Annotated in this window: 15 protein-coding genes and 2 pseudogenes; 7 read left to right on the top strand and 10 right to left on the bottom strand. The window is 71.7% G+C overall.

The genetic code is table 11. The features are described from left to right. Positions 1–101: 101 nt before the first annotated feature. Positions 102–1,007 carry a LysR family transcriptional regulator gene (locus tag RMN57_RS32480; RefSeq protein WP_313766862.1) on the bottom strand — a complete coding sequence of 302 codons (906 nt, stop codon included), beginning with the start codon at positions 1,005–1,007 and terminating at the stop codon, positions 102–104. Positions 1,008–1,145: 138 nt separating this feature from the next. Here RMN57_RS32480 and RMN57_RS32475 point away from each other — a divergent pair, with 138 nt between their 5' ends. From RMN57_RS32475 to RMN57_RS32465, 3 genes are all read left to right on the top strand, one after another. Further along, positions 1,146–1,964: a 3'(2'),5'-bisphosphate nucleotidase CysQ gene (locus RMN57_RS32475; RefSeq protein WP_313766861.1), complete on the top strand. Its 819-nt coding sequence runs from the start codon at positions 1,146–1,148 to the stop codon at positions 1,962–1,964. A 45-nt stretch (positions 1,965–2,009) separates the two neighbouring features. Next, positions 2,010–2,606 (top strand): NAD(P)-binding domain-containing protein, encoded by a 597-nt coding sequence (locus RMN57_RS32470; RefSeq protein ID WP_313766860.1) that lies wholly within the window; start codon positions 2,010–2,012, stop codon positions 2,604–2,606. Between the two features lie 176 nt (positions 2,607–2,782). Further along, positions 2,783–3,481 (top strand): hypothetical protein, encoded by a 699-nt coding sequence (locus RMN57_RS32465; RefSeq protein WP_313766859.1) that lies wholly within the window; start codon positions 2,783–2,785, stop codon positions 3,479–3,481. A gap of 111 nt (positions 3,482–3,592) precedes the next feature. Here RMN57_RS32465 and RMN57_RS32460 read toward each other — a convergent pair whose 3' ends face one another. Together RMN57_RS32460 and RMN57_RS32455 are read right to left on the bottom strand one after the other, a co-directional pair. Further along, the gene (locus RMN57_RS32460) at positions 3,593–4,714 is read right to left on the bottom strand and encodes a Gfo/Idh/MocA family oxidoreductase (RefSeq protein ID WP_313766858.1); all 1,122 of its coding nucleotides are present in this window, start codon (positions 4,712–4,714) and stop codon (positions 3,593–3,595) included. A 311-nt stretch (positions 4,715–5,025) separates the two neighbouring features. Then, positions 5,026–6,057, bottom strand: a complete 1,032-nt coding sequence (locus tag RMN57_RS32455) for an aldo/keto reductase (RefSeq protein ID WP_313766857.1) — start codon at positions 6,055–6,057, stop codon at positions 5,026–5,028. 106 nt (positions 6,058–6,163) lie between these two features. Here RMN57_RS32455 and RMN57_RS32450 point away from each other — a divergent pair, with 106 nt between their 5' ends. Beyond that, on the top strand, positions 6,164–6,619 hold the full coding sequence (locus RMN57_RS32450; protein ID WP_313766856.1) for a MarR family winged helix-turn-helix transcriptional regulator: 456 nt from the start codon (positions 6,164–6,166) through the stop codon (positions 6,617–6,619). A gap of 279 nt (positions 6,620–6,898) precedes the next feature. Here the strand turns inward: RMN57_RS32450 and RMN57_RS32445 are convergent. The 4 genes and pseudogenes from RMN57_RS32445 to RMN57_RS32430 form a co-directional block, all read right to left on the bottom strand. After that, positions 6,899–7,564: pseudogene (locus RMN57_RS32445) on the bottom strand (DNA glycosylase AlkZ-like family protein); the annotation flags it as partial. Further along, entirely contained in the window at positions 7,552–7,731 is a 180-nt protein-coding gene (locus RMN57_RS32440) for a hypothetical protein (protein ID WP_313766855.1), read from the bottom strand. The gene RMN57_RS32440 and the pseudogene RMN57_RS32445, both read right to left, overlap by 13 nt. 110 nt (positions 7,732–7,841) lie before the next feature. Next, positions 7,842–8,207, bottom strand: a pseudogene (locus RMN57_RS32435) (VOC family protein); the annotation flags it as partial. A 152-nt stretch (positions 8,208–8,359) separates the two neighbouring features. Then, positions 8,360–9,034, bottom strand: coding sequence for a TetR/AcrR family transcriptional regulator (locus RMN57_RS32430; RefSeq protein ID WP_313766854.1), 675 nt, complete (start codon positions 9,032–9,034; stop codon positions 8,360–8,362). Between the two features lie 141 nt (positions 9,035–9,175). On the opposite strand from RMN57_RS32430, the gene RMN57_RS32425 reads away from it, so the two are divergent. Further along, positions 9,176–11,431: an MMPL family transporter gene (locus tag RMN57_RS32425; protein ID WP_313766853.1), complete on the top strand. Its 2,256-nt coding sequence runs from the start codon at positions 9,176–9,178 to the stop codon at positions 11,429–11,431. 138 nt (positions 11,432–11,569) lie between these two features. On the opposite strand, the gene RMN57_RS32420 is transcribed toward RMN57_RS32425, so the two are convergent. The 3 genes from RMN57_RS32420 to RMN57_RS32410 all read right to left on the bottom strand — a co-directional run bounded on the left by RMN57_RS32420 (position 11,570) and on the right by RMN57_RS32410 (position 18,636). Beyond that, positions 11,570–14,050: an FHA domain-containing protein gene (locus RMN57_RS32420; RefSeq protein WP_313766852.1), complete on the bottom strand. Its 2,481-nt coding sequence runs from the start codon at positions 14,048–14,050 to the stop codon at positions 11,570–11,572. Between the two features lie 143 nt (positions 14,051–14,193). Then, positions 14,194–17,640 (bottom strand): AAA family ATPase, encoded by a 3,447-nt coding sequence (locus RMN57_RS32415; protein WP_313766851.1) that lies wholly within the window; start codon positions 17,638–17,640, stop codon positions 14,194–14,196. A gap of 495 nt (positions 17,641–18,135) precedes the next feature. Further along, positions 18,136–18,636, bottom strand: coding sequence for a GNAT family N-acetyltransferase (locus RMN57_RS32410; RefSeq protein ID WP_313768045.1), 501 nt, complete (start codon positions 18,634–18,636; stop codon positions 18,136–18,138). A 28-nt stretch (positions 18,637–18,664) separates the two neighbouring features. Here RMN57_RS32410 and RMN57_RS32405 point away from each other — a divergent pair, with 28 nt between their 5' ends. Both RMN57_RS32405 and RMN57_RS32400 read left to right on the top strand, forming a co-directional pair. Further along, complete coding sequence (locus RMN57_RS32405) at positions 18,665–19,501, top strand: SCO2525 family SAM-dependent methyltransferase (RefSeq protein WP_313766850.1); 837 nt, start codon at positions 18,665–18,667, stop codon at positions 19,499–19,501. A gap of 102 nt (positions 19,502–19,603) precedes the next feature. Then, the gene (locus RMN57_RS32400; protein WP_313766849.1) at positions 19,604–20,584 is read left to right on the top strand and encodes an SCO2522 family protein; all 981 of its coding nucleotides are present in this window, start codon (positions 19,604–19,606) and stop codon (positions 20,582–20,584) included. The last annotated feature ends 30 nt before the right edge of the window (positions 20,585–20,614 follow it).

Here is a 20,614-nt window from a genome sequence, read left to right as displayed (position 1 = left end):
CACCCTGCGCAACTGCGGCCCTCCCCTCGTCGGGCACCACAGTACGCGGACGCACTGGCACCCCGGTCACAACCCTTGACATCGCCTGCGCCCCGCCGGGGCTATGACGCTCCGCAGGTGGCCAGTGCGGTTCGCGCCAGTGCGCGCAGCCAGGTGTGGGCGTGGTCGGTGTCGTAGCGCTGGTGCCATGACAGGTACACCGGCGCCGAGGGGAGTTCGAGCGGCAGGGGGAGCAAGGCCAGGCCGAGGTCGGCGGCCGCGGTGCGTGCGGTGATTTCTGGGACGCTGACCACGAGGTCGGTGCCTCGCACGAACTCCAGCGCGGCTGCTTCCGTGGGGGCGGCCGCCACCACCCGGCGGGTGAGACCGAGCCGAGCGAGGGCGTCGTCGACGGCGTTGCTGAGGTTTCCTCGTCGCGAGACGGTGACGTGTTCGGCGGCGGCGTACTGCTGCGCGGTGACGGTTCGGGCGCGGGTGAGCGGGTGCCCCTGCCTCACGACCATGACGAGGCGGGTCTCGCCCACGTGCTCGGCGCGGATGTCGGGTGCGTTCGGGCGGTTGGCGTTCGCCTCCAGATCGACTTCGCCGCGTCGCAGTTCGGGGGTGTCGGTGGTCGATTCCGCGACGAAGCGCAGTCGCACGCCCGGCGCCTGTGCGCGTACGGCCGCGAGCAGCACGGGGCCGCCGAGGGCGACCAGGGAATCGTGCCAGCGGAGTGTGAAGGTGCGTTCCAGCGTTGCCGGATCGAGTTCGCGGCTCGGTGCCAGCACCCCCCGGACCTGGTGCAGCAGCTCGTGCACCTGCTCCCGCACCGCGATCGCATACGGCGTCGGGGTCATGGTGCGGCCGGTGCGCACCAGGATCTGGTCTCCGGTCGTGCGCCGGATCCGGCCCAGACTCCGGCTCATCGCGGGGGCGGTGACATGCAGGCGCGCAGCCGCCCCGGCCACACTTCCCTCCTCCAGCAGCGCGTCGAGCGCGGCGAGCAGATTCAAATCCAATTGCATGCGAGTAATCCTAGCCGTGCTTGACATGCATTTGAAGTTAACCAATGGGCTGTCTACCGTTGAGGCGAAAGCGCAAGAAGCAACGCGCAGTTCGGCCCTCGACCGGCCTGATCCCCCTCCGCAGACGGGAGCACCACCATGTCCGCAACGCTTCAGACCACTGACGTCACCGTCTTGGACGCCGACCTGCTCGACCGGACCGCGGCCGCCGTACGTGAGGCCGGCGCGGTATTGCGCGAGCGGTTCGGCGCGGTGATCCCGTACCGGACCCGTGAAGAGCTGATGAGCGCGCTCGCCGCCAACGACGACACCGCCCTCGGCATCCTGCGTCCTCACCTCACGAGCCTGCGCCCGGACGCCGGCTGGGTGGAGGACGAACTGGACGGCGGGGCGCTTCCGCCCGGCGAGTGGTGGGTCGTGGACCCGGCCGAAGGCAACGTCAACCACCTGCACGCCCTGCCCGAATGGGCGGTGACCGCCACCCTCGTGCGCGACAACCAGCCGGTGCTCACCGCCGTCCACCTGCCGCTGACCGGCGAGACCTACACCGCGCTCACCGGCGCGGGCGCCCACCTCGACGGCCGGCCGCTGAACGTCTCCCGGACCGCGGACCTAGGCCTGAGCATCGTGGCCACCAGTCAGGCCCGCCCCGACGAGGACGAGAACGTCGTGCGGCGCGTCGGTTCCTCGATCACCGCGATGCTCTTCGACGCGCTCGTCGTCCGCGTCGCCGTGCCCGCGACCCTGCACCTTCTGAACGTGGCCGCCGGCCGGATCGACGCCTTCTGGCAGTTCGCCGGCGCCCGCGCGGACCTGCTGCCCGGCGCGCTTCTCGTCACCGAGGCCGGCGGACGGATCTCCGACGCTGAAGGCCGCCCCTGGACCCCGCGGAGCGAGAGCTTCCTGGCCGCCGCACCCGGCGTCCACGCCCAGGCCGTCACCACCCTCTCCCGCTGATCGAACACCACCCCACCCGCACACAGGACAAGGGACCACACCCTCATGACCACGATCGCAGTACTCGGAAACGGCCGCGTCGGCGGCAACCTGGCCGCCGCCCTCACCCGCGCAGGGCACGACGTGACCGTCGCGTCCCGCACACCGGGCGCCGCCGCCGACGCCGCCCGACGCGCGCAGATCGTCATCAACGCCACCCCGGGAGCCGGCTCCCTGGAACGGCTCGCCGCCCTGCGCGAGGAACTGCGCGACAAGATCCTCGTCGACGTCTCCAACGCCACCACCGACGGACCGGACGGCCTGCCCGCCGACCTGCTCTACCCCGGCTCCAGCCTCGCCGAGCAACTCCAGGAAGCACTCCCCGAAACCCGCGTCGTCAAGACGCTCAACACCATGCTCTTCCCGGTGATGACCGCCCCGGCCACGCTCACCCGGACACCCACCGCGTTCCTCTCCGGCGAGGACCCGCAGGCCAAGCAGACCGTCCGCGCAGTCCTCACCGACCTCGGCTGGCACAACGCATGGATCACCGACCTCGGCGGGATCCGGACCGCCCGCGCCACGGAGGCCGCGATCCTCTTCGTCCCGCACGTCATCCGCTCCAGCGGGTTCACGCCCTTCGCGATCTCGATCACCCGCTGAGCCGAGTTACCGCGACGTCGGGGCGCCGTCCGACAAGCGCATCGACGCCCTGATTGCGCCAGCCCCGCTGAGTGCGGGCAGTGGCCCTCGTGGGCAGCGGCCGGCCCGATCCGTATAGGGTCGGTGAGTACTCAGGATCAGCCGGACCGTCCGGGGGCGGGGAGATGCGCTTCGGCATGAACAGGGAAGGCTCCCCGGAACCTCCGGTCGAGCCCGTCGGCTGGGAGCGGGTCCGGGAGTTCGTGGTCAGCGACGTCGAACGGCCGGCCACCCCCACGCGTGCCCGCATCACCTGGGGCCCCCGCGCCATCCGCGTGCCCAAGGGCGGCAAGAACGACCGCGTCCTCGCCCCGTGCGCGTACGTCGCCACTTCGGCCCGACCGCTACCGGTGTCGGTTCCCCCGGCCGGTGGCCCCGAACTCACCCTCTTCGAGGACACCGACGCCACCCGTCTGCTCTGCTACGTCGGCGAACCGCAGGAGGGCGGCGGCGAGCGGCGCCACCCCGTCCACGACGGAGACGGACGGCTCATCGGCACCCTCCGGCGCGTTTCACCGCGGCGTCCGTTCCGGCACACCTGGGCCATCGACCAGCCCGGCCGTCCCTCGGTCGTCGGCCGCAACGAGTGGATCGCGGGCGGCTCTCCGAAGGATGCGCTCTCGCGGGCGGCGGGTCGGTTCGCGCTCGGCGTGGTCGATTCCCTCGCCTCGCTCGGGGCCGAGGGCGGCGACCAGCCGGCCAAACCACGCACACTGGAATGGCGTGCCGGTGACGAGGTGGTGATGCTCTCCGCGGGAAGCGAGAAGGTCACCGTGCAGGCGGAGTGGGTGGACCGGCGTCTGGCGTTCGCCTTCGCGCTCCTGGGCGACCACTGAGACGCCCCCCGCGCAGCGCGGACAGTGTGGGGAGCGGGCATCCGGGCCGGTTGTGGCGGACCGGCTCGCGAGCAGCTTCAAGCCGTCCGCGGCGGCGCTCCCCACGTCCGGTCAGGCTGTCGTCATGGCGGATTCGATGCTGCGGTGCCGTGCGGCGCCGTGCGCGAAATCGGGTACCGCCGACGTGCCCGCACGCAGGTCGGTCAGGAACTGCTGGTAGGCGTGAGCGACCGCGTAGAACGGCGCGTCGGCTCGGGGGTCCAGTTGCGGGACGTGAACATATGATTCCGGCACCGTCAGGGGAGCGAGTCCGGGGGACGTTCCGCGGCCGCCTTCGAGGGTGACCGGACTGAGCTGGAGGTGGCCGATCGGGGCGGTGAGGACGAGGTCGCCCTCGGTGCCGTTGATCTCCCAGCGGAAGTTGGTGCCCCGGGACATGCCTCCGCGGTAGTGGAAGGTGACCACCGCGCCGCCCGGCAGCCGTCCCGAGGCCACCACCTGGTCCGCGGCGGTCATGGGCACGGGCCGGCCGCTCTCGGTGTCCACGGCCGACGTACGCCGCGACGCCAGCTGGATCCGCAGCTCCTCGGGCTCTCCCAGGACGGACGCGACTCCGTCGAGGGTGTGGCTGAAGGGAATGGTCAGCAGTGTCGCGCCGTTGACGGCGTCGAGCACGTAGTGATCACCGGGGCCGACGGTAGCGCCCCAGGCACCGCCGGAGCCGACGACCGTTGTGGACAGCACCTCGCCGACGTAGCCGTCGGCCACGAGATCCCGTGCATAGGCGAGGGCCGGATGCGACCGCGCCTGGAGTCCGACGGCGGTCGGCACAGCGCGACTGCGCGCTTGCTGCGCCATGTCCTCGGCCTCCGCGAGCCCGTTGCCCAGCGGCCACTCGCACAGCACGCTCTTGCCGGCGCTCAGCGCCGTCTGCACCAGTTCCCGGTGGTGCGGCACCTTCACCGCCACGACCACGAGGTCCACCTCGTCGCAGGCAGCCAGTTCGGCCGCCGTCCCGAAGGTCCGAGAGACACCGTGCTTCTGTCCGGAGCGCTCCGCCGACTGTTTCGAACTCGCGCTCAAGGCCTTCAGCTCGTAACCCGGGACGGCGCGCAGGGCCGGCAGGTGAGAGCGCTCGGCCCAGCCACCGTGCGCCCCGAGTCCGATGATCCCTACTCCGATCGGCTTCTCGGACCGGACCAGTTCGGTGAGCAGTGACTCGGATGTGTTCACGATTCGCAGCCTGTTCTCTGTGTGGACGGGGCGCCGGCGTCGCTCATGGCGGCCATGGCCCGGTGAGGGCATGACCGACCACGGGGCCCCGGCGCGGGAGGCGGGGCCACGTGTCGAGCAGGCGTCGGGGCAGGAGCTCCGCGCCCGGTGGGCACGGGATCGGAGTGCGTGGGTCAGCGGGTGATGCCGCAGACGGGCGCGGAGGACACGGTGGTGTTGCAGGTGCCGCGAAACCTCTGGCCCGGTTTCACCGAGCATGCCGACGGAGACCACGGCGCTGGAGGCCGCAAGGTCCCGCCGGCCGTCAGCGGTCAGTTCCGTGCGCTTGCCATCGGATTCGGGCCGCGTTCGCCGTCCAGCAGAGCCATGAGGGGTGCGGCGTAGCGGGGTCCCGCCACCGCATCGGCCGGGACGGCCTCGTCGATCGTGCGGAGGTCTGCGTCGGTCAGAGCGACGTCGGCCGCGGCCAGGGCCTCCGCGACGCGGCCGGGTCGGCGGGTGCCCAGGACGGCCACGACGGTGCCGCGCTCACGGCTCCGGGCGACGACCCAGGCGGTGGCGAGTTGTGCGACGCTGATGCCGCGCGCGTCGGCAAGCGGCCGCAGCCGTTCGACGAGGTTGAGGTTCGTGGCGAGGTTGTCGGGGTGGAAGCGGGGCAGCCAGTGGGCGCGCGGGTCACCTCCGGCGGGTGGTCGGTAGGTGCCGGTGAGCAGGCCGTGCGCGAGGACCCCGTAGGCGGTGACGCCGATCCCCAACTCGCGGCAGGTGTCCAGGACGCCGTTGGCCTCGGGATCACGGCTGAACAGGGAGTATTCGATCTGCACATCGCAGATCGGGTGCACGGCGTGGGCTCGGCGGATGGTCTCGGGCCCCACCTCGGAGAGCCCGATGTGCCGCACGTACCCGTCCTGGACCAGCTCGGAGAGGGCGCCGATCGTGTCCTCGATCGGGGTGTCGGGGGCGAGGCGGGCGGAGCGGTAGATGTCGACGTGGTCGGTGTCGAGGCGGCGCAGCGAGTAGGCGAGCGCGTTCTTCACGTGGGCGGGACGGCCCTCGATGCCGACGAAGGATCCGTCGGGGCCGCGCAGAGCGCCGAACTTGACGCTCAGCAGGGCCTTTTCGCGATCGCCGGCGCGTAGGGCGCGGCGGATGAGGTCCTCGTTGTGGCCCATGCCGTAGAAATCGGCGGTATCGAGGAGGGTGACGCCGGCGTCGAGGGCCGTGCGGATCGTGGCGATGGCATCGGCCTCGTCGGCGGGGGCGGTGTGGTCGGACATGCCGGCGCAGCCCAGTGCGAGAGGGGGGACCTGCGGGCCGCCGGCTCCAAGGGGTCGGGTTTGCACGGTGCCTCCTGCGGGGCGAGAAGGGTGGACGCGGCCGACAGGAGCTGCTGAGGGCGCAGCCACCTGCTAGCGTTGACATCTCAACACTAAGAAGAGGTGGGTTGATATGTCAACACCGAACGGGGGGGCCACCGCGCCGGACGAGGCCGCGACCGACGCCGCGTGCGAGCCCGTCGATTTCTGGAGCGCCTTCAAGCGCGCCCACGAGGTCGTCCGAGCCCGCGTGATCGCGGACACCGCCGAGGCGGCGGGCCTGTCCGAACCGGACCTGACGATCCTCGCCAACCTCGACAAGGCGGGAGGCAGCCTGCGCCAGAGCGAGCTCGCCGCCTCACTCGGCTGGGACCGCACCCGCATCTCCCACCAGCTCACCCGCATGGGCAAGCGTGGACTCGTCACCCGCGAACGCGCCGGTGGTGTCACCGTCGCCCTCACCGACTCCGGACGTACGGCCATCACCGCCGTACACCCCGGCCTGGACACCGCGGTACGCCGCCACCTCACCGACAAGCTCTCCGCGCAGGAGATCGAAACCCTGATCTCCGTGTTCCGCCGGCTGTAGGCACCGGAACAGGGCCGGTCCAGCCGACGGCTCCGTCTCGTCTGTTCCGGGAGCCGAACCGGGCAACGCCGGTTCCGCAATCCGTCACCGCGTGGGCGCGACCACAGGTCCCCCTCAGCCCCCGTGAGTCCCGTGGGGTCAGGTGGAGTCGGCGATATGGATCGTGTCGATGTCCTGGTCCAGGAAGGTGGCCAGCGCCCGGCCCTCCGCCTTCAGGTCTCGTCCTTCGGACCGGGTGAGGTTGCGCAGGGGGCTGATGGTGAGGCGGCGGTCGCTGGCCGCGGTGGTGGCGGGGCCGTAGGCGGCGAGGTAACGCAGGACGAGTTGCTGTCCGACCGGATCGTCCGGATCCGTGGACACGGGGGCGACGGGCTGTTGCAGCCAGGCGGCCAGGGGGAGGTTGCGGACGCCTGCGGTGCTCTTCCACAGTCCTCTGGGGGGCAGTTGGGCCATGGGGATGAGCGCGGCGACGAGGAGTTCGCCCAGCACCCGGCGGGGCGGGGTGGGCCAGCGGTCGCGGAGGGCGTCGACGAGTTCGGCCATGGTGAGTGGTTGCCCGGCGGCGGTCACAGCCCGGCCTGCTGCTCTCAGTTCGTCCAGGTCGATGCCGGCGAGTTCGCTGCGGTAGGTGGCCAGGACCCGTTGGCGCAGCATGGCGTCGTGGCGAGCGCGCCAGGCAACCGCGTCGTCGGCGGTGACGAGGTGGACGGTGCGGCGCATGAGATGGGTGCGCACGACCCGGCGGCCGGTGACCAGGTCGTCGAGGTCGACGGGTGCGAACGCGCTGATGCGGGACCACAGGCCGGTGAATGGTTCCTGAGGGGCCTGGGCCTGTAGTCCGGCCAGGTGGGAGACGGCATCGAGGGGGGTGCAGTCCACACGCCCGAGGAGGTACTGGCGGGCGAGGGTGGCCCGGTTGAGGTGACGCTGGGTCAGGACGTCCATGGTGCCTCGTTGATGAGGTTGATGCCGTTGATGCAGCCGGCCGGGAACCGGTGCACGATGCGGGCGCGTGCGTCATGATCCGGGTTTCCGTTCGGGCCGAACATCGTGGTGCCCGGGCAGTGGGCGCTGCCTTCGATGCCGGTCCGGCCGAGCTGACGCCTGTGCATTGTCAAGATCTGCTTCCCCTGTGTGCCGACTGCCGTCGACGCGCCGATGCCGAGAATGAGCGGGGGCGGGGGCGGGCCAGCCGTTGCAGGGCGCCCGCCCCCGGGGCGGGTCAGCCGTTGTAGGGGGCTGTGGCGTCGAGGACCCAGGTCACGCCGAAACGGTCGGTCAGCATGCCGTAGAGCGGAGCCCACGCTGCGGGCTCCAGCGGGCGCAGCACGTTCGAGCCCTCGGCCAGACGGTGCCACAGGTCGCTGATCTCCTCGGCGCCCTCGCCGCGCACGGACACGAAGAACGGGTTGGCGCCCTGCTCGTACGGCATCGCCGAGGGCACGTCGTAGGCCATGACGTGGAAGCCGTCGTCGGCGACGACCTGGCCCCACATCACCCAGTCCGCCTCGCTCTCGTCCTGGACGTTTCCGGCGTCCTTGTAGGTCACCACGACGGTGTGCCCGCCGAAGACGGACTGGTAGAAGTTCGGCCCGCCGGCCCTCCACCAAGCCTGCGCCGTACTGGCCCGCCGCTACGCCGACGCCACGACCACCGAGCCCGGCCGGCCGGACACACCCGACGGGTGACGGGCCGGAACCTCACGACCTCAAGCACGGCTGTCTGCCGCGCGGGTTGTGGTCACCACTGGTCCGCGGCCGGCGACAGGCCTGCGGTGCGCGCGGCGACGCCCGCCTGGACAGCGAAGAGGCGGTCCCGCGCGTGCTGGTCGAGCGTGTGGAGGTGGCCGTGCGCCTCAAGGGTGACGAAGCCGTGCACGGTGGCCCAGGCCAGCATCAGGGCTTCCGCCGCGTCCGGCACCAGCGGGCTGCCGAGCCGTCCGCGTTCGGCCGTGTCGGCGACGAGTTCGACCATGTGCTCCATCGCCCGCCGGCCGGCCACCACGGTCGGTCCGTCCGGTGGGGCGGCGTACCCGGGCACGGGGGCGCCGAAGATGAGGGCGAAGCGCTCCGGATACCGCTGCGCCCAGGTGCGGTAGCCGGTGCAGGTGGCCACGAAGCGTCCGTCCAGGTCGTCCGGCGGCACGGTCTCGCGGGTCGCCGTCAACGCGTCCGACAGGCTGTCGTACGAGTCGGCGACGAGGGCGGTGAGCAGCTCGTCCCGGTCGGCGAAGTAGCGGTACAGCGCGGGCGGGGTCATCCCCATGCTGCGGGCGATGTCGGTGAAGCGGAGGTTCGCGGCGCCGCGCTCGACGATCAGGCTCAGGGCCGCGTGCTTGATCTCCTCCACAGTGTCGGCGCGCAGCCGCTCACGGCGGCTCCGCCCCCCGCTCTCGTCGGCCGACCCACCCGTCATCGCATCTCCATCCGCTCGCCGCGCCGGTCACCACGTTGACAATCCGTACCCGTCGAGGGAAACGTTACGCTTCATAAGGCACGTTATGAAGCGTAACGCTTTGCCTGGGGGCGGAGCCCCTGACGACGCACGGAGGACCACATGTCCCAGGGACTGCGCGAGGATCGGCGGACAGCCGCCGGGGAGAGCGGGCCACACAGGCCCGGCCCGCTCGGCCGAATAGCCGGTTGGAGCTTCCGCAACCGGGGCCGCACGGTGCTGCTCTGGCTGCTCGCCGCCGGCGCGGCCTTCGGCCTCTCGGCCGGCCTCGGCGCCAAGTACAGCGCCGACTACACCGCGCCCGGCTCGGACTCCAAGCAGGCCCAGCAGCTGCTGACGCGGGACTTCCCCGGGCTGGGCGGTGAATCGATCAGCCTGGTGCTGACCTCAGACGGCAGCGTGACCGACGCCGCCACCCGCGACCGGGTCAAGGACCTGCTCGCCCGGATGGCCGAGGTGCCGCACGTCAGCGGCATCGACGACCCGTACGGCCCGCGCGGCAAGGTGTCGGCCGACGGCCGCACCGCCCTCGGGCAGATCCACCTGGACGTCGCCGTCGCCCCCGACATGCCCAAGGCGGACACCCAGCGGCTGCTCGACCTCGCCCGCCCCGCCGACGGCGGCCTGCGAGTCCACCTCGGCGGCATGGCGGTCCAGCAGGCCGAGCAGGGCGCGATCGGCTCGGAGGGCATCGGCATCGCGGCCGCCGCCCTGATCCTGGTGATCACCTTCGGCTCGGTCGTGGCCGCCGGCCTCCCGCTGCTCACCGCGCTCGGCGGGCTCGCGGTCAGCAGCGCCCTGCTGCCGGTCCTCGCCGCGATCATGCCGGTCCCGGACTGGTCGACCTCGCTCGCCGCAATGCTGGGCATCGGCGTCGGCATCGACTACGCGCTGCTGCTGGTCACCCGGTTCCGCGAGTGGCGCGCCGAGGGGCTCGAACCCGAGGCCGCCACGGTCGCCGCACTGGACACCGCGGGCCGCGCGGTCGTGGTCGCCGGAATGACCGTGGTGGTCAGCATGCTCGGGCTGTTCGCGATGGGTCTGTCGTTCATGCGCGGCGCCGCGGTCTCGGCGATCCTCTCCGTGTTCGTCGTGATCGCCGCGTCCGCCACTCTCTTCCCCGCCCTGCTCGGCTACCTCGGCCGACACATCGAGCGCCTCCGGCTGCCCCTGCCCCAGCGCCGCGCCGCCCAGGGCGACAGCTCGGTGAGCGCCGGCTGGCTGCGCTGGAGCAGGCTCGTCGAGCGTCACCGCGTCCTCGGTGCCGTCACCGGGGTCGTCGTCCTGCTGGCGCTCGCAGCGCCGTTCCTGGGCGTGCGCTTCGGCTTCCCCGATGCGGGCAACGACCCCGCCGGGCGCTCGAACCGGCTCGCGTACGACGCGGTGGCCGCCGGCTTCGGACCGGGAAGCAACGGACCGCTGGTCCTGGTCGCCGAGTTGGCGCCGGGCACCCCCGCCGACGCGACGGCCTCGCTGCCCACCGCGCTGAAGGCGGTGCCCGGCGTCACGGCCGTGACCCCTCCGGCGCCCGGCTCCGACGGCCGCTCGCTGCTGCTCACCGTCGTCCCGGACAGCGGTCCGCAGTCCAGCGCCACCAAGACCCTGGTCCGCGACCTCCGCGATCACGTCATCCCGGGTGCGGTCGGCCCCGGCGTCCGGGTGCACGTCGGCGGGGCGACCGCCAGCGCGATCGACAGCACCGACAACATCGCCCGCCGCATCCCGCTGCTCGTCGGCGGCGTGGTCACGGTGTCGATGCTCCTGCTCCTGGTGGCCTTCCGCAGCCTCGCCGTCGCCCTCAAGGCGGCTGTGATGAACCTGCTCTCCGTCGGCGCCGCGTACGGCGTGGTCGCCCTCGTCCTCGAAGGGGGCACCGCCGGCCGGTTGATCGGCATCGACAGCCCCACCCCGCTGCCGGCCTTCGTCCCGGTGCTGACCTTCGCCGTCCTGTTCGGCCTCTCGATGGACTACGAGGTCTTCCTGGTGAGTCGGATGCGTGAGGCCTGGCTGCGCACCGACGACAACGCGGAGTCCATCGTCAGCGGACTGGCGGGCACCGCGCGGGTGATCACCGCGGCGGCGGCCATCATGGTCGCCGTGTTCGCGGCCTTCGTCCCGGCGCCCGACCTGCCGATCAAGGTCATCGGCGTCGGCATGGGGTCGGCCATCCTGATCGACGCCACGCTGGTCCGACTGCTGCTGGTACCGGCCGTGATGCACCTGCTCGGCCGCGGCAACTGGTGGCTGCCCGCCTGGCTGGACCGCCGCCTGCCCCACCTCCACGTCGAAGGACACACCGAGTTCTACCAGCCGAAGGCCGCCGCCGAGGCGCCCCGCTCCCCCGCGGTGGTCGGGTAGTGGCAACAGCGGACCGCGGGCGCCCCACGACGCCTGCGGTCCGCTGTCACGGAACGCGCCGGACCGGTCTGCGCGGACCCGACCGACTCCGCCGGATCACACGCCTCGGCGGCCGCCGCCCGGGCCGGAGCGGGTCCGTCAGCCGGCCTTCCGGGCCCGGCGCATGACCGCCGGCTCGGTCCGCCGCAGGAGCCAGTAGACCACCAGGCCGTAGGCCAGGCTGAGCACCAGCAGCATTCCGGTGCTCAGCAGCCAGGTCCCCGTGCTGTGCCGGAACAGCGGATCGGCCGCCAGGTCGTTGCCGGGCGAGATGGCGTGCAGATCGACGGTGGCGGCCATCGCCGCCATCGCCCAGCGGGACGGCACCAGCCAGGAGAGCTGTTCCAGTCCCGGCACCCCGTACAGGCGCAGCTGGGTGCCGGTGAAGACGACCTGCACGATGGCCAGCAGCACCAGCAACGGCATGGTGGCCTCTTCCTTGCCGACCAGCGCCGAGACCAGCAGTCCCAGCATCATTCCGGCGAAGGCGAGCAGCGCCATCACGATGACGATCTCGACGAGCGGCGGCAGGAAGACCCCGCTGCCGCCCTCGGGTCTGAGCCGCACTCCCGCCAACGCGACCATGGTGAGCACCACGGCCTGAACCACCGTGACCGTGCCGAGCACCACCACCTTCGAGCAGAGGTACGCCGATCTGGAGAGCCCGACGGCGCGCTCCCGCCGGTAGATCACCCGCTCCTTGACCAGCTCGCGGACCGCGTTGGCGGCACCGGTGAGAACCCCGCCGACGCAGAGGATCAACAGCGCACTGAACACACTGCTGTCGGTGAGCTTGCCGCCGGCCAACGCCCGGGCCAACACGCCCATCACGAACGGCAACGCGATCATGATCACCACGAAGGTGCGGTCGGCGGCCAGTGCGGCGGTGTAGCGGCGCACCAGGGTGCCCAACTGGCGGTCCCAGCGCTGCGGCTGAGGGGGCGGCTTGGCCGGTACGGGCCGGGCACGGCGTCGCGCGGGCAGCGGGGACCTCAGGCTGCGCTGCCCGGACGGCGCAGAGGGCACACCGCTCCGCTCGGCCGCCCCCGGTGGCGGCACCCCGTCCGTCTCGGCCGGCCCCGACGGCGCGACCGGGGCTCGGGGCCGTTCCATGGGTTCGATGTACCGGCGGTACGCGGGCGAAGCCCGGTACTCGCCCATCCAGTCGCGGTCCTCCTGGGTCTCGAAGTTCTCGAACGCCTGCGGCCACTGCGAGCACCCGAAGTACTCCAGAGCGTCGCCGGGCGGTCCGTAGTACGCGGTGCGACCGCCCGGGGCGAGCATCAGCAGACGGTCACAGAGATCGAGGCTCAGCACGCTGTGCGTCACCACGACGACGGTGCGGCCGTCGTCCGCCAGGTCCCGGAGCATCTGCATCACCGAGCGGTCCATCCCCGGGTCCAGGCCGGAGGTCGGCTCGTCGAGGAAGAGCAGCGACGGCTTGGTGAGCAGTTCCAGTGCCACACTGACCCGCTTGCGCTGGCCGCCGGAGAGGCTGGCGACCACCAGGTCGGCCCGCTTCTCCAGGCCCAGTTCGGTGATCACCTCGTCGACCCGGGCGTTCCGCTCGGCCGCCCCGGTGTCGCCGGGGAAGCGCAGTTCGGCGGCGTAGCCGAGCGCGCGCCGGACGGTCAGCTGAGTGTGCAGGATGTCGTCCTGCGGCACCAAGCCGATCCGGTGGCGCAGTTCGGCGTAGTCGCGGTAGAGGTCGCGACCGTCGTAACGCACCGTGCCACCGTCGGCGGGCCGCAGCCCGGTGAGCGCGTTCAGCAGGGTCGACTTGCCCGAGCCGCTCGGACCGGTGACCGCCAGCAGGCAGTCCTGGCCGACCGGAAAGCTGATCCCGTCGAGCAGCCGGCCGTCGCCGACCGTGACCACCAGGTCGGCCACGTCGAGGGTGATGTCGCCGGTGTCGACGAACTCCTGGAGTTCGCCGTCGACCAGGCAGAACTCCGAGTGGCCGATGCCCAGCAGGTCTCCCGGGCCGATCACGGCCTCCACCACCGGTTGACCGTTGAGGTAGGTGCCGTTGTGGCTGTGCAGATCGGTGATCGCGTACCGGCCGTCGGCGGTGGTGTGCAGTTCGGCGTGGTGGCGGGAAACCTCCAGGTCGGCCAGGACCAGGTCGTTGTCGGGTGCACGGCCGATCCGCAGGGTGCGCGCGATCAGCGGGTGGATGCTGGTGGGCGGCCGGTACGAACCGGTGATCGCGGTCAGCGCAGTGGGACGCGGGACGGCGGACTGCTGCGGGGGTGCCACGGTGAGCTCCACCTCCGGGCCGTCGCCGGGGCTGCCGAACCGGATGACACTGTCGGTGCCGAGGTCGCCGAGATCGAGGCGCGAGATCCGGCGGCCCCCGGACCAGGTGCCGTTGTCGCTGTCCAGATCGTCCAGCATCCAGTGTCCGTCGCCGAGGTGCAGCACCGCGTGGTGCCATGACACCCGGGGGTCACTGAGCGGGATCTCGCTGACCGGGTCGCGGCCGACGTGGTACGAGCGGCTCGGGGTGAGGACCCGCGAGTCGCCGGCAGTCGTCAGTACCAGGTCCGGCGCCATGGGTGCGACCTGTCGCTCTCCCATGTATTCGACCATAGCCCCTCCGGCCCGCGGAGGGCTTCCGCTGGTCGAGGGGCCCGCAACCGGACGCCCCACGAGAACGCCGCAGCCCTGCCCCGGAGACCCGGGACCAGTTCTTTCAAGGGGGCAGGGGCGGAACGTGGGTGTCAGCGCTTGTCCGGCAGCAGGAATGCGCGGCGCTCCTCGGTGCCGAGCTCCCGGAACACCCTCTTGTGGGCGCGCCGCAGCAGGTCGTCGACGTCGTGTCCGGCCAAGGTCCAGATGCGTACGGTTCGGTCGCGGGAGGCGGTCGCGAGGCGCGTGCCGTCAGGGTGCCAGGCGAGGCTGCTGCTCCAGTCGGCGTGGACGCCGAGTACGGCGACCTGGGTGGCGGTGTCCGGATTCCAGAGTCGGACCGTGCGGTCACGCGACACGGACGCGATGCAGGTGCCGTCGGGTGACCAGGCGACGTCCTGGACCGGGCCCTCGTGGCCGGCCATGGCGGCGAGTTCGGTGCCGCCGAACGGGTCCCACAGGCGAATCGTGTGGTCGCGGGAGCCGGTGACCAGGCGGCGGCCGTCGGGTGACCAGTGGACTCTCCAGACGTGGTCCAGGTGGCCGTGCAGGGTGGTGACGGGGGTGCCGACGGTGGCGTCCCAGACGATGGCGGTGCGGTCCGTGCTGGACGTGGCGAGGTAGCGGCCCTCCGGTGACCAGGCCGCACCGCCGATCCAGTCCGCGTGGCCGCGCAGGATGTGAACGGTCGCACCGGTGGCGGCGTCCCAGATGCGAGCCGTGCCGTCGCGGGAGGCGGTGGCGATGCGGTTGCCGTCGGGGGACCAAGTGACGTAGGACAGTTCGCCGGCGTGCCCGTTCAGGACGATGTCATCGCCGCTGCCGTCCGCCCGCCACACGACAGCTGCACCATCGCGCAGAGCGGTGACCAGCCGAGTGCCGTCCGGGGCCCATGCCACCGCGGACAACTCACCGCCGCGCCGGAGGCGGGTCGTACGGCCGGTGGCGATGTCCCGGATACGCACGGAGCCGTCCTGGCAGGCGGAGGCGATGCGCGTCCCATCGGGCGCCCAGGCAACCTGCAGGACCGCATCGGCCTGGCCGCCGAAGACATCGGTCGATTCGCTGACGTCCCACACGGCCGCGGTCCGGTCGCGGGAGGCGCTCGCCAGCCGCCTCCCGTCAGGCGACCACGAGACACCGTAGATGGTGTCCGCGTGGGCGGTGAGCCGAACATCCCCACTGCTGCCGTCGAGGCTCCATACGTGGGCCGTACGGTTCGCGTCACCACCGGCAAGGCGGGTGCCGTCCGGAGACCAGGCCAGGGAGTTGATGACCTCCGGGTTCTCCAACGTCCGCTGCGCCTCCCATCCGACGGTGTCCCAGATCCGAACGGTCCGGTCACCGGAGGCCGAAGCGAGCCGACGGCCGTCCGGCGACCACCGGACCGACTCGATGTTGTTCCGGTGATCGGTGAGCACCGTGACGACGGCTGCCGTGGCTGAAGCCCAGACCCGCACCGTGCCGTCTTCTCCGCCGCTGGCCAGGTGTTCACCGTCCGGTGACCACGTCACGCTCCAGACCATGCGCTCGTGCCCGCGCAGCACCGCGCGTTCGGCGTACGTGTCGGTGTCCCAGATCCGCACGGCGCGGTCGCTGCCGACGGACGCGAGGCGGGCGCCATCGGATGACCAGGCGACACCGCCGACCCCCTCCTCCCGGTCGCCGGTCGCCGCCGTGTGGCGGAGCACGGCCAGTTCGGCCCAGGTGTCCGTGGACCAGACACGGACGGTGGAGTCCCTGCAGCCGACGGCGAGCCGGAGCCCGTCGGGGGCCCAGACCACCGCTTGCATCCAGGCACCGTCCCCCGAGAGCACGACCGGTTGGTCGTCACCCTCCGGGCACCACACGCGGACGGTGCCGTCGTCGCTCGACACGGCCAGCAGCCGAGCGTCCGGCGACCAGGCCACCGCGGATGCGCCGCGTTCGAAGCCGCGCAGCACCGCGAGCAACCGTGAGGCGTCCAGGGCCGTGTGCAGCGCCTGGACCGCGCCGCGTGTGGCCGCGCACTCCTCGACTGCCGCAAGGGCGGCGAGCACGGCGGTCTCGGGCTCCGTGTCCAGGCGTTCGAGGGCCCGGACGGCCACCGCGTCCGCGGCACGTTCCATCGCCGCCCGGTCCGCTCGTAGCGACCGGTCCACGAACTCCTCGACCAGCGGCGTCGCGCCGACCGTCCGCGCTGACTGCGCCAGCCACCGCCGGGCGACAGACAGCCGCTCCCCCGTGAGGAGGTACGCGTCCTGGCGCTCCGCGCGGTCCCAGTCCTGCACCCAGCGTTCCAGCTCGGTGCGGCGGCGCAAGTCCTCGGTACGCGCGACGACCGCCTGGCGCAGCGGCGCCCACTGGCGGAACAGCGCCTCGTGCGCCACGTCCAGTACGCCCCCGTCGCTGGTGAGCAGGCGTCCGGCGACAAAGGCGTCGGCGACCTCCTGCTCATGCGGGGCGAGGTCGCCGCGTCGGACCCGCCGACGGGTCGCCTCGTTGCCGTCGACGGTGACGAACCGCAGCAGGGTGGGGATCACGGGTGCGTCCGCCAGCTCGGCGGCGATCTGGTCGGCCCTCTCGGACAGAGCTCCGGCGACGCCACCGAGGGCGCGGTAGGTTTCCTCGGTCACCGTCCCGCCGGACCCTCCGGCGCGCAGGTACAACTCCTGGAGCGTGTAGGCGAGCAGCGGCAGCGCGTCGCCGCCTCCGCAGTCGTCGACCATGCGGGCTACGACGCCGGGCGCGAAAGTCAGCCCGGCCTGCTCGGCGGGCTTCTCGATGACCTCGTACAGCGCGTCCCGAGCGAGCGTGCCGACGATGGTCGACTCGCGCACCAGCTCGGCGAAGCCGGACTCCAGGAACCCCGTGAGGAAGTCCGAGCGCAAAGTAGCCACCATCCACAACCGCGGGTCACGGCGCAGCGCGTCCCGTACGGCGGCGAGGAACGCGTCGCGCTCCTCGGGCCCGGACAGGGTGAGCAACTCCTCCAGTTGGTCGATGACGAGCAACGCGGGTCGTTCGGCCGACAGTCGGGCCAGCCGCTGTCGCAGGGTGCCGACCGGGTCCACCCCCGGCGAAAACGGTGCTGCGACCGCCCAGCGTCCCCGCCGCCGGGCCAACGCCGGCAGCAGCCCGGCCCGCACCAGCGACGACTTGCCGCTGCCCGACGGCCCAACCACGGTCACGAACCGCTGCGCCCGCCTCGGCGCCGCCGGGTGCAGCCGTCCGACCAGGTCGGCGATCTCCCGGTCCCGCCCGAAGAAGACGGCCGCGTCGCCCTCTGTGAAGGCTTCCAGGCCCGGGTACGGAGGCTGGGCCCGGTCCCACATCCGGCGCACCGGCGCCGGCCGGTCGAGGAGGTGCAGCGCGATCTGGCCCCCGACGAGAAGGACCAACGCGACGCCGATCAACGGCACCGACCAGTCCCGCAACAGCCGCAGCGGCAGCGGCACGTGGTCCGTTTGGCCGGTCGCGTAATTAGTCGCCATGCCCAGCAGGGTCCCGATCACCATGAGCAGGACATCGACCACGAGTTTGATGGGTCGTCGCTCCACAGATCGACAACTTATCCGGCGGAGAGGCTCAGATGGTCGGATCCCCACAAGTTGCTGCCGCCGTTCCGATCTCGGGCCGTTGGACACGTCGGCCGCACGCAGCTCTGATCACCGACGGCGGCTCGAAGCCGTGCCCACCTCCGTCTTGCGGGGTACCGAGATCCCCGTCGCGCCCGGGTTCGCACGGTGGCCAGTGCCGCGCAACAGGCCGAGGGTTGAACCACTGGCGATGGGCTGTCGACTTGTCGAACACCCTGTCTTTTGCGCAATGTCCGAGGCGCAGCTGCTGGCCGCGTCGTCCAGAGGCCTCTCGGCCTTTGCCGAGAGGCCCTACATCCCGCAGCAACCGGAGGCCAACCACCTTGGGCGATAGGCTCGCTGGGTGGCGATCAGGTCAGCGAGGCTCGGCGTCGAGGTCGCACGGAGTGACGACCGGCTCCGGAGCCCGCACCGACCGCAGGGGGGCCACGCCAGGTGGGCGGTCGCCGGACTCCCCTACTCGATGTGCCACCCGGGAAGTGACATTCGCATGATCAGCCGATCGGCGCCGGGACCGAAATAGTCGACCCGGTGATCGACCTGAACGAAGCCGAGCGACTCGTACAGACCGCAGGCCGCAGCGTTGCCCGGGGCTACGGTGATCATCACCTCGCGTACACCGTCATCGGCGAGGCGGCGCAGGCCCTGCGCCATCAGCCGGCGTCCGTACCCGAGCCCTCGAACACCGGGAACGACCCCGAGAGCCAGCACCCAGCTGCGGGCGCCGTCCGCGGTGGTGGCGAACAGCGCGTACCCGGCGAGCTCTCCGTCGTGGTCGAGGACGAGGAGCCGGTCACGGTAAAGCTCGAACAACTGCCGCAATGCGAAGTACGGGTAGGGCATGTCCGGGAAGAGCCTGTGGTCCATCCGGACCAGTTCCGAGAGGTCCTGCTCGGTAGCGGACCGCACGGACATCCCGGCGGGACCGGTGGGTCGGACGCCGTGGTGCACAGCCATCACCTGGCCTTGGTAGCCTCTCGAAACCATGCCCACAACCAACCGCGAACTCCCCTGGGACGCCTTGGACCCGGAGTCGTACGCCACGTACAACTACTGGCCGCTGCGCGCTGACGACAGACAGATCCTAGCCGCCGTCCGCGATCATTTCAGCGGCATGATCGCGGGCCGTGCGATCAGGACCCTGCGGGGCATCGACGTCGGCTCGGGCAGCAACCTCTACCCTGCGCTCGCCATGCTGCCGTGGTGCTCCCGGATCACGCTCCTCGAACACGGCAAGCGGAACGTGGACTGGCTCCAGCGGGAGGTCGGACAGTTCTCGGAGAACTGGGACGAGTACTGGCACGTGCTGAGCGAGCATCCCGCCTACCGGTCCGTCACGGACCCGCGGGGGCGGCTCGCGCGGATCGCACGGGTGGTCGGCGGGAACCTCTTCTCCGACCTGCCGGTGGACAGCGCGGAGATCGGGACGATGTTCTTCGTCGCCGAGTCGGTGTCCGGGGACCGCGGGGAGTTTTCCGCGGCGCTCGACCGGTTCACCGCGGCACTGATGCCCGGCGCCCCGTTCGCGGTGGCGTTCATGGAGAATTCGCTCGGCTACGACGTCGGTGACCTGCGGTTCCCTGCCTGTGCCATCGGCCCCGACGACGTATTCGCCGCTCTCTCGAGCCAGGCTGCGAGTGATCTAGGAGTGATCCGGATAGAACCTCCTGGGGCGGGTCCGCTGCGGACCGGCTACACCGGCATGCTCCTGGCACTGGGGCGGAAACGGGTGAGGGGTGCGGATCCAGCCGAGCGGTCAACTCCCAGCGATCCGGAAGCCGTTCCTTCGCTACAGCTGCCGGGACGGCGACCGGCGCCGTGAACCGACCGGCGGTATTCCTGCCGCCCGGACCGCCGACGGGACGGCAGGGGCTACAGGGGTTACAGCCCAATCGGTCGACCATCGGCACCGGGAGGCCCGGGCGTGAACGACCGCACCACGGAGCACCCGGCCCACACGGCATTCCCGGGCCCGGACCACCTGCCGAGGCCGACAGCGCCGTCGTTCTCCCACCTCTCGCTGGAACTGGGTCACTTCTACCGGGACGATCTGGCGGCCGGGCCCGAGCGCCTGCGCGAGCAGTTCGACCGGATCGCCCCCTGGGTCGACGCGGCCCGACAGGTGTCCGCTGCACAGACCGGCGCCGTGGCCAGGATCAGCACATGCTTCCTGGTCGACGACCGCTCCGTCCGACGCGTTCTCCCGAAGGAGCTGTTGCCGGAACTCCTGGGCGTCGCCGCCGATGCCGGGCTCGCGGTCGACTACCTGGCCCGGGAGTCGGCCTTCGCCGAGGCGGGAGCCGTCCACCCGGCCCGGCTGGTCGAATCGCGCCTGGCGCCCGCCCCGCCGCCCGGCCGCAACGGATGTCGCCCCCCGACAGCCGAGAGCGGCTGGCTCAGCAACGGTGAACGCTCGCCCATTGCCGGACCGGTGGAGTCGACCTGTGCCGGGCCCGTCCGGCGCCCCCTTCGGGCGACCGACAGGCACAGCCACTCGGTCCATCTCGACGTCGAGCTGTGGCGCGAGGGGAGCAGCGGCCGGAGGTGGTCCTGCAGCTTCCTGGCCGCCGTCTGGCAGCTCCTGCGGCTGGGTCTGCTGCGGGACCGGGGCCGGGCAGCACTGAAGCCCGTTCCCGCCGCCGGGGAGTTTCCGGAATCCTGGAGCGACCTTCCGGCTCTGATACAACTCCGGCCCGGGGCAGCGCCGTTCACCGCGTACCGCACCTGCTCGGTTCTGCCATCCGCGTTCCTGCCGGTCGAGCACGCCGTAAGGGTGATCCTGGACCGGTGGGCACCGGAGCCGACGGTTCTGGAGCAGATGGCCGAGCAGGCCGCCCTCGAGGACCTCGCCCTCCCCGAGGAGATCGCGCGTCGGGTCGACTACGTCTTCTACGGGCCGTCGTGACCGCACCTCAGCCGTCCCGGCCCGCCGGCG

Source organism: Kitasatospora sp. CM 4170, assembly GCF_032110285.1.
Lineage (GTDB): Bacteria > Actinomycetota > Actinomycetes > Streptomycetales > Streptomycetaceae > Kitasatospora > Kitasatospora aburaviensis.
The sequence above is the reverse complement of the archived record's forward strand: the minus strand, read 5'-3'. Positions and strand labels throughout refer to the sequence as shown.

Excerpts from the sequence above, each read along its gene's own strand:
- RMN57_RS32480 (WP_313766862.1), bottom strand. The coding sequence starts at position 1,007 with ATGCAATTGGATTTGAATCTGCTCGCCGCGCTCGACGCGCTGCTGGAG.
- RMN57_RS32475 (WP_313766861.1), top strand. The coding sequence starts at position 1,146 with ATGTCCGCAACGCTTCAGACCACTGACGTCACCGTCTTGGACGCCGAC.
- RMN57_RS32470 (WP_313766860.1), top strand. The coding sequence starts at position 2,010 with ATGACCACGATCGCAGTACTCGGAAACGGCCGCGTCGGCGGCAACCTG.
- RMN57_RS32465 (WP_313766859.1), top strand. The coding sequence starts at position 2,783 with ATGAACAGGGAAGGCTCCCCGGAACCTCCGGTCGAGCCCGTCGGCTGG.
- RMN57_RS32450 (WP_313766856.1), top strand. The coding sequence starts at position 6,164 with ATGTCAACACCGAACGGGGGGGCCACCGCGCCGGACGAGGCCGCGACC.
- RMN57_RS32440 (WP_313766855.1), bottom strand. The coding sequence starts at position 7,731 with ATGCACAGGCGTCAGCTCGGCCGGACCGGCATCGAAGGCAGCGCCCAC.
- RMN57_RS32430 (WP_313766854.1), bottom strand. The coding sequence starts at position 9,034 with ATGACGGGTGGGTCGGCCGACGAGAGCGGGGGGCGGAGCCGCCGTGAG.
- RMN57_RS32425 (WP_313766853.1), top strand. The coding sequence starts at position 9,176 with ATGTCCCAGGGACTGCGCGAGGATCGGCGGACAGCCGCCGGGGAGAGC.
- RMN57_RS32420 (WP_313766852.1), bottom strand. The coding sequence starts at position 14,050 with ATGGGAGAGCGACAGGTCGCACCCATGGCGCCGGACCTGGTACTGACG.
- RMN57_RS32410 (WP_313768045.1), bottom strand. The coding sequence starts at position 18,636 with ATGGCTGTGCACCACGGCGTCCGACCCACCGGTCCCGCCGGGATGTCC.
- RMN57_RS32405 (WP_313766850.1), top strand. The coding sequence starts at position 18,665 with ATGCCCACAACCAACCGCGAACTCCCCTGGGACGCCTTGGACCCGGAG.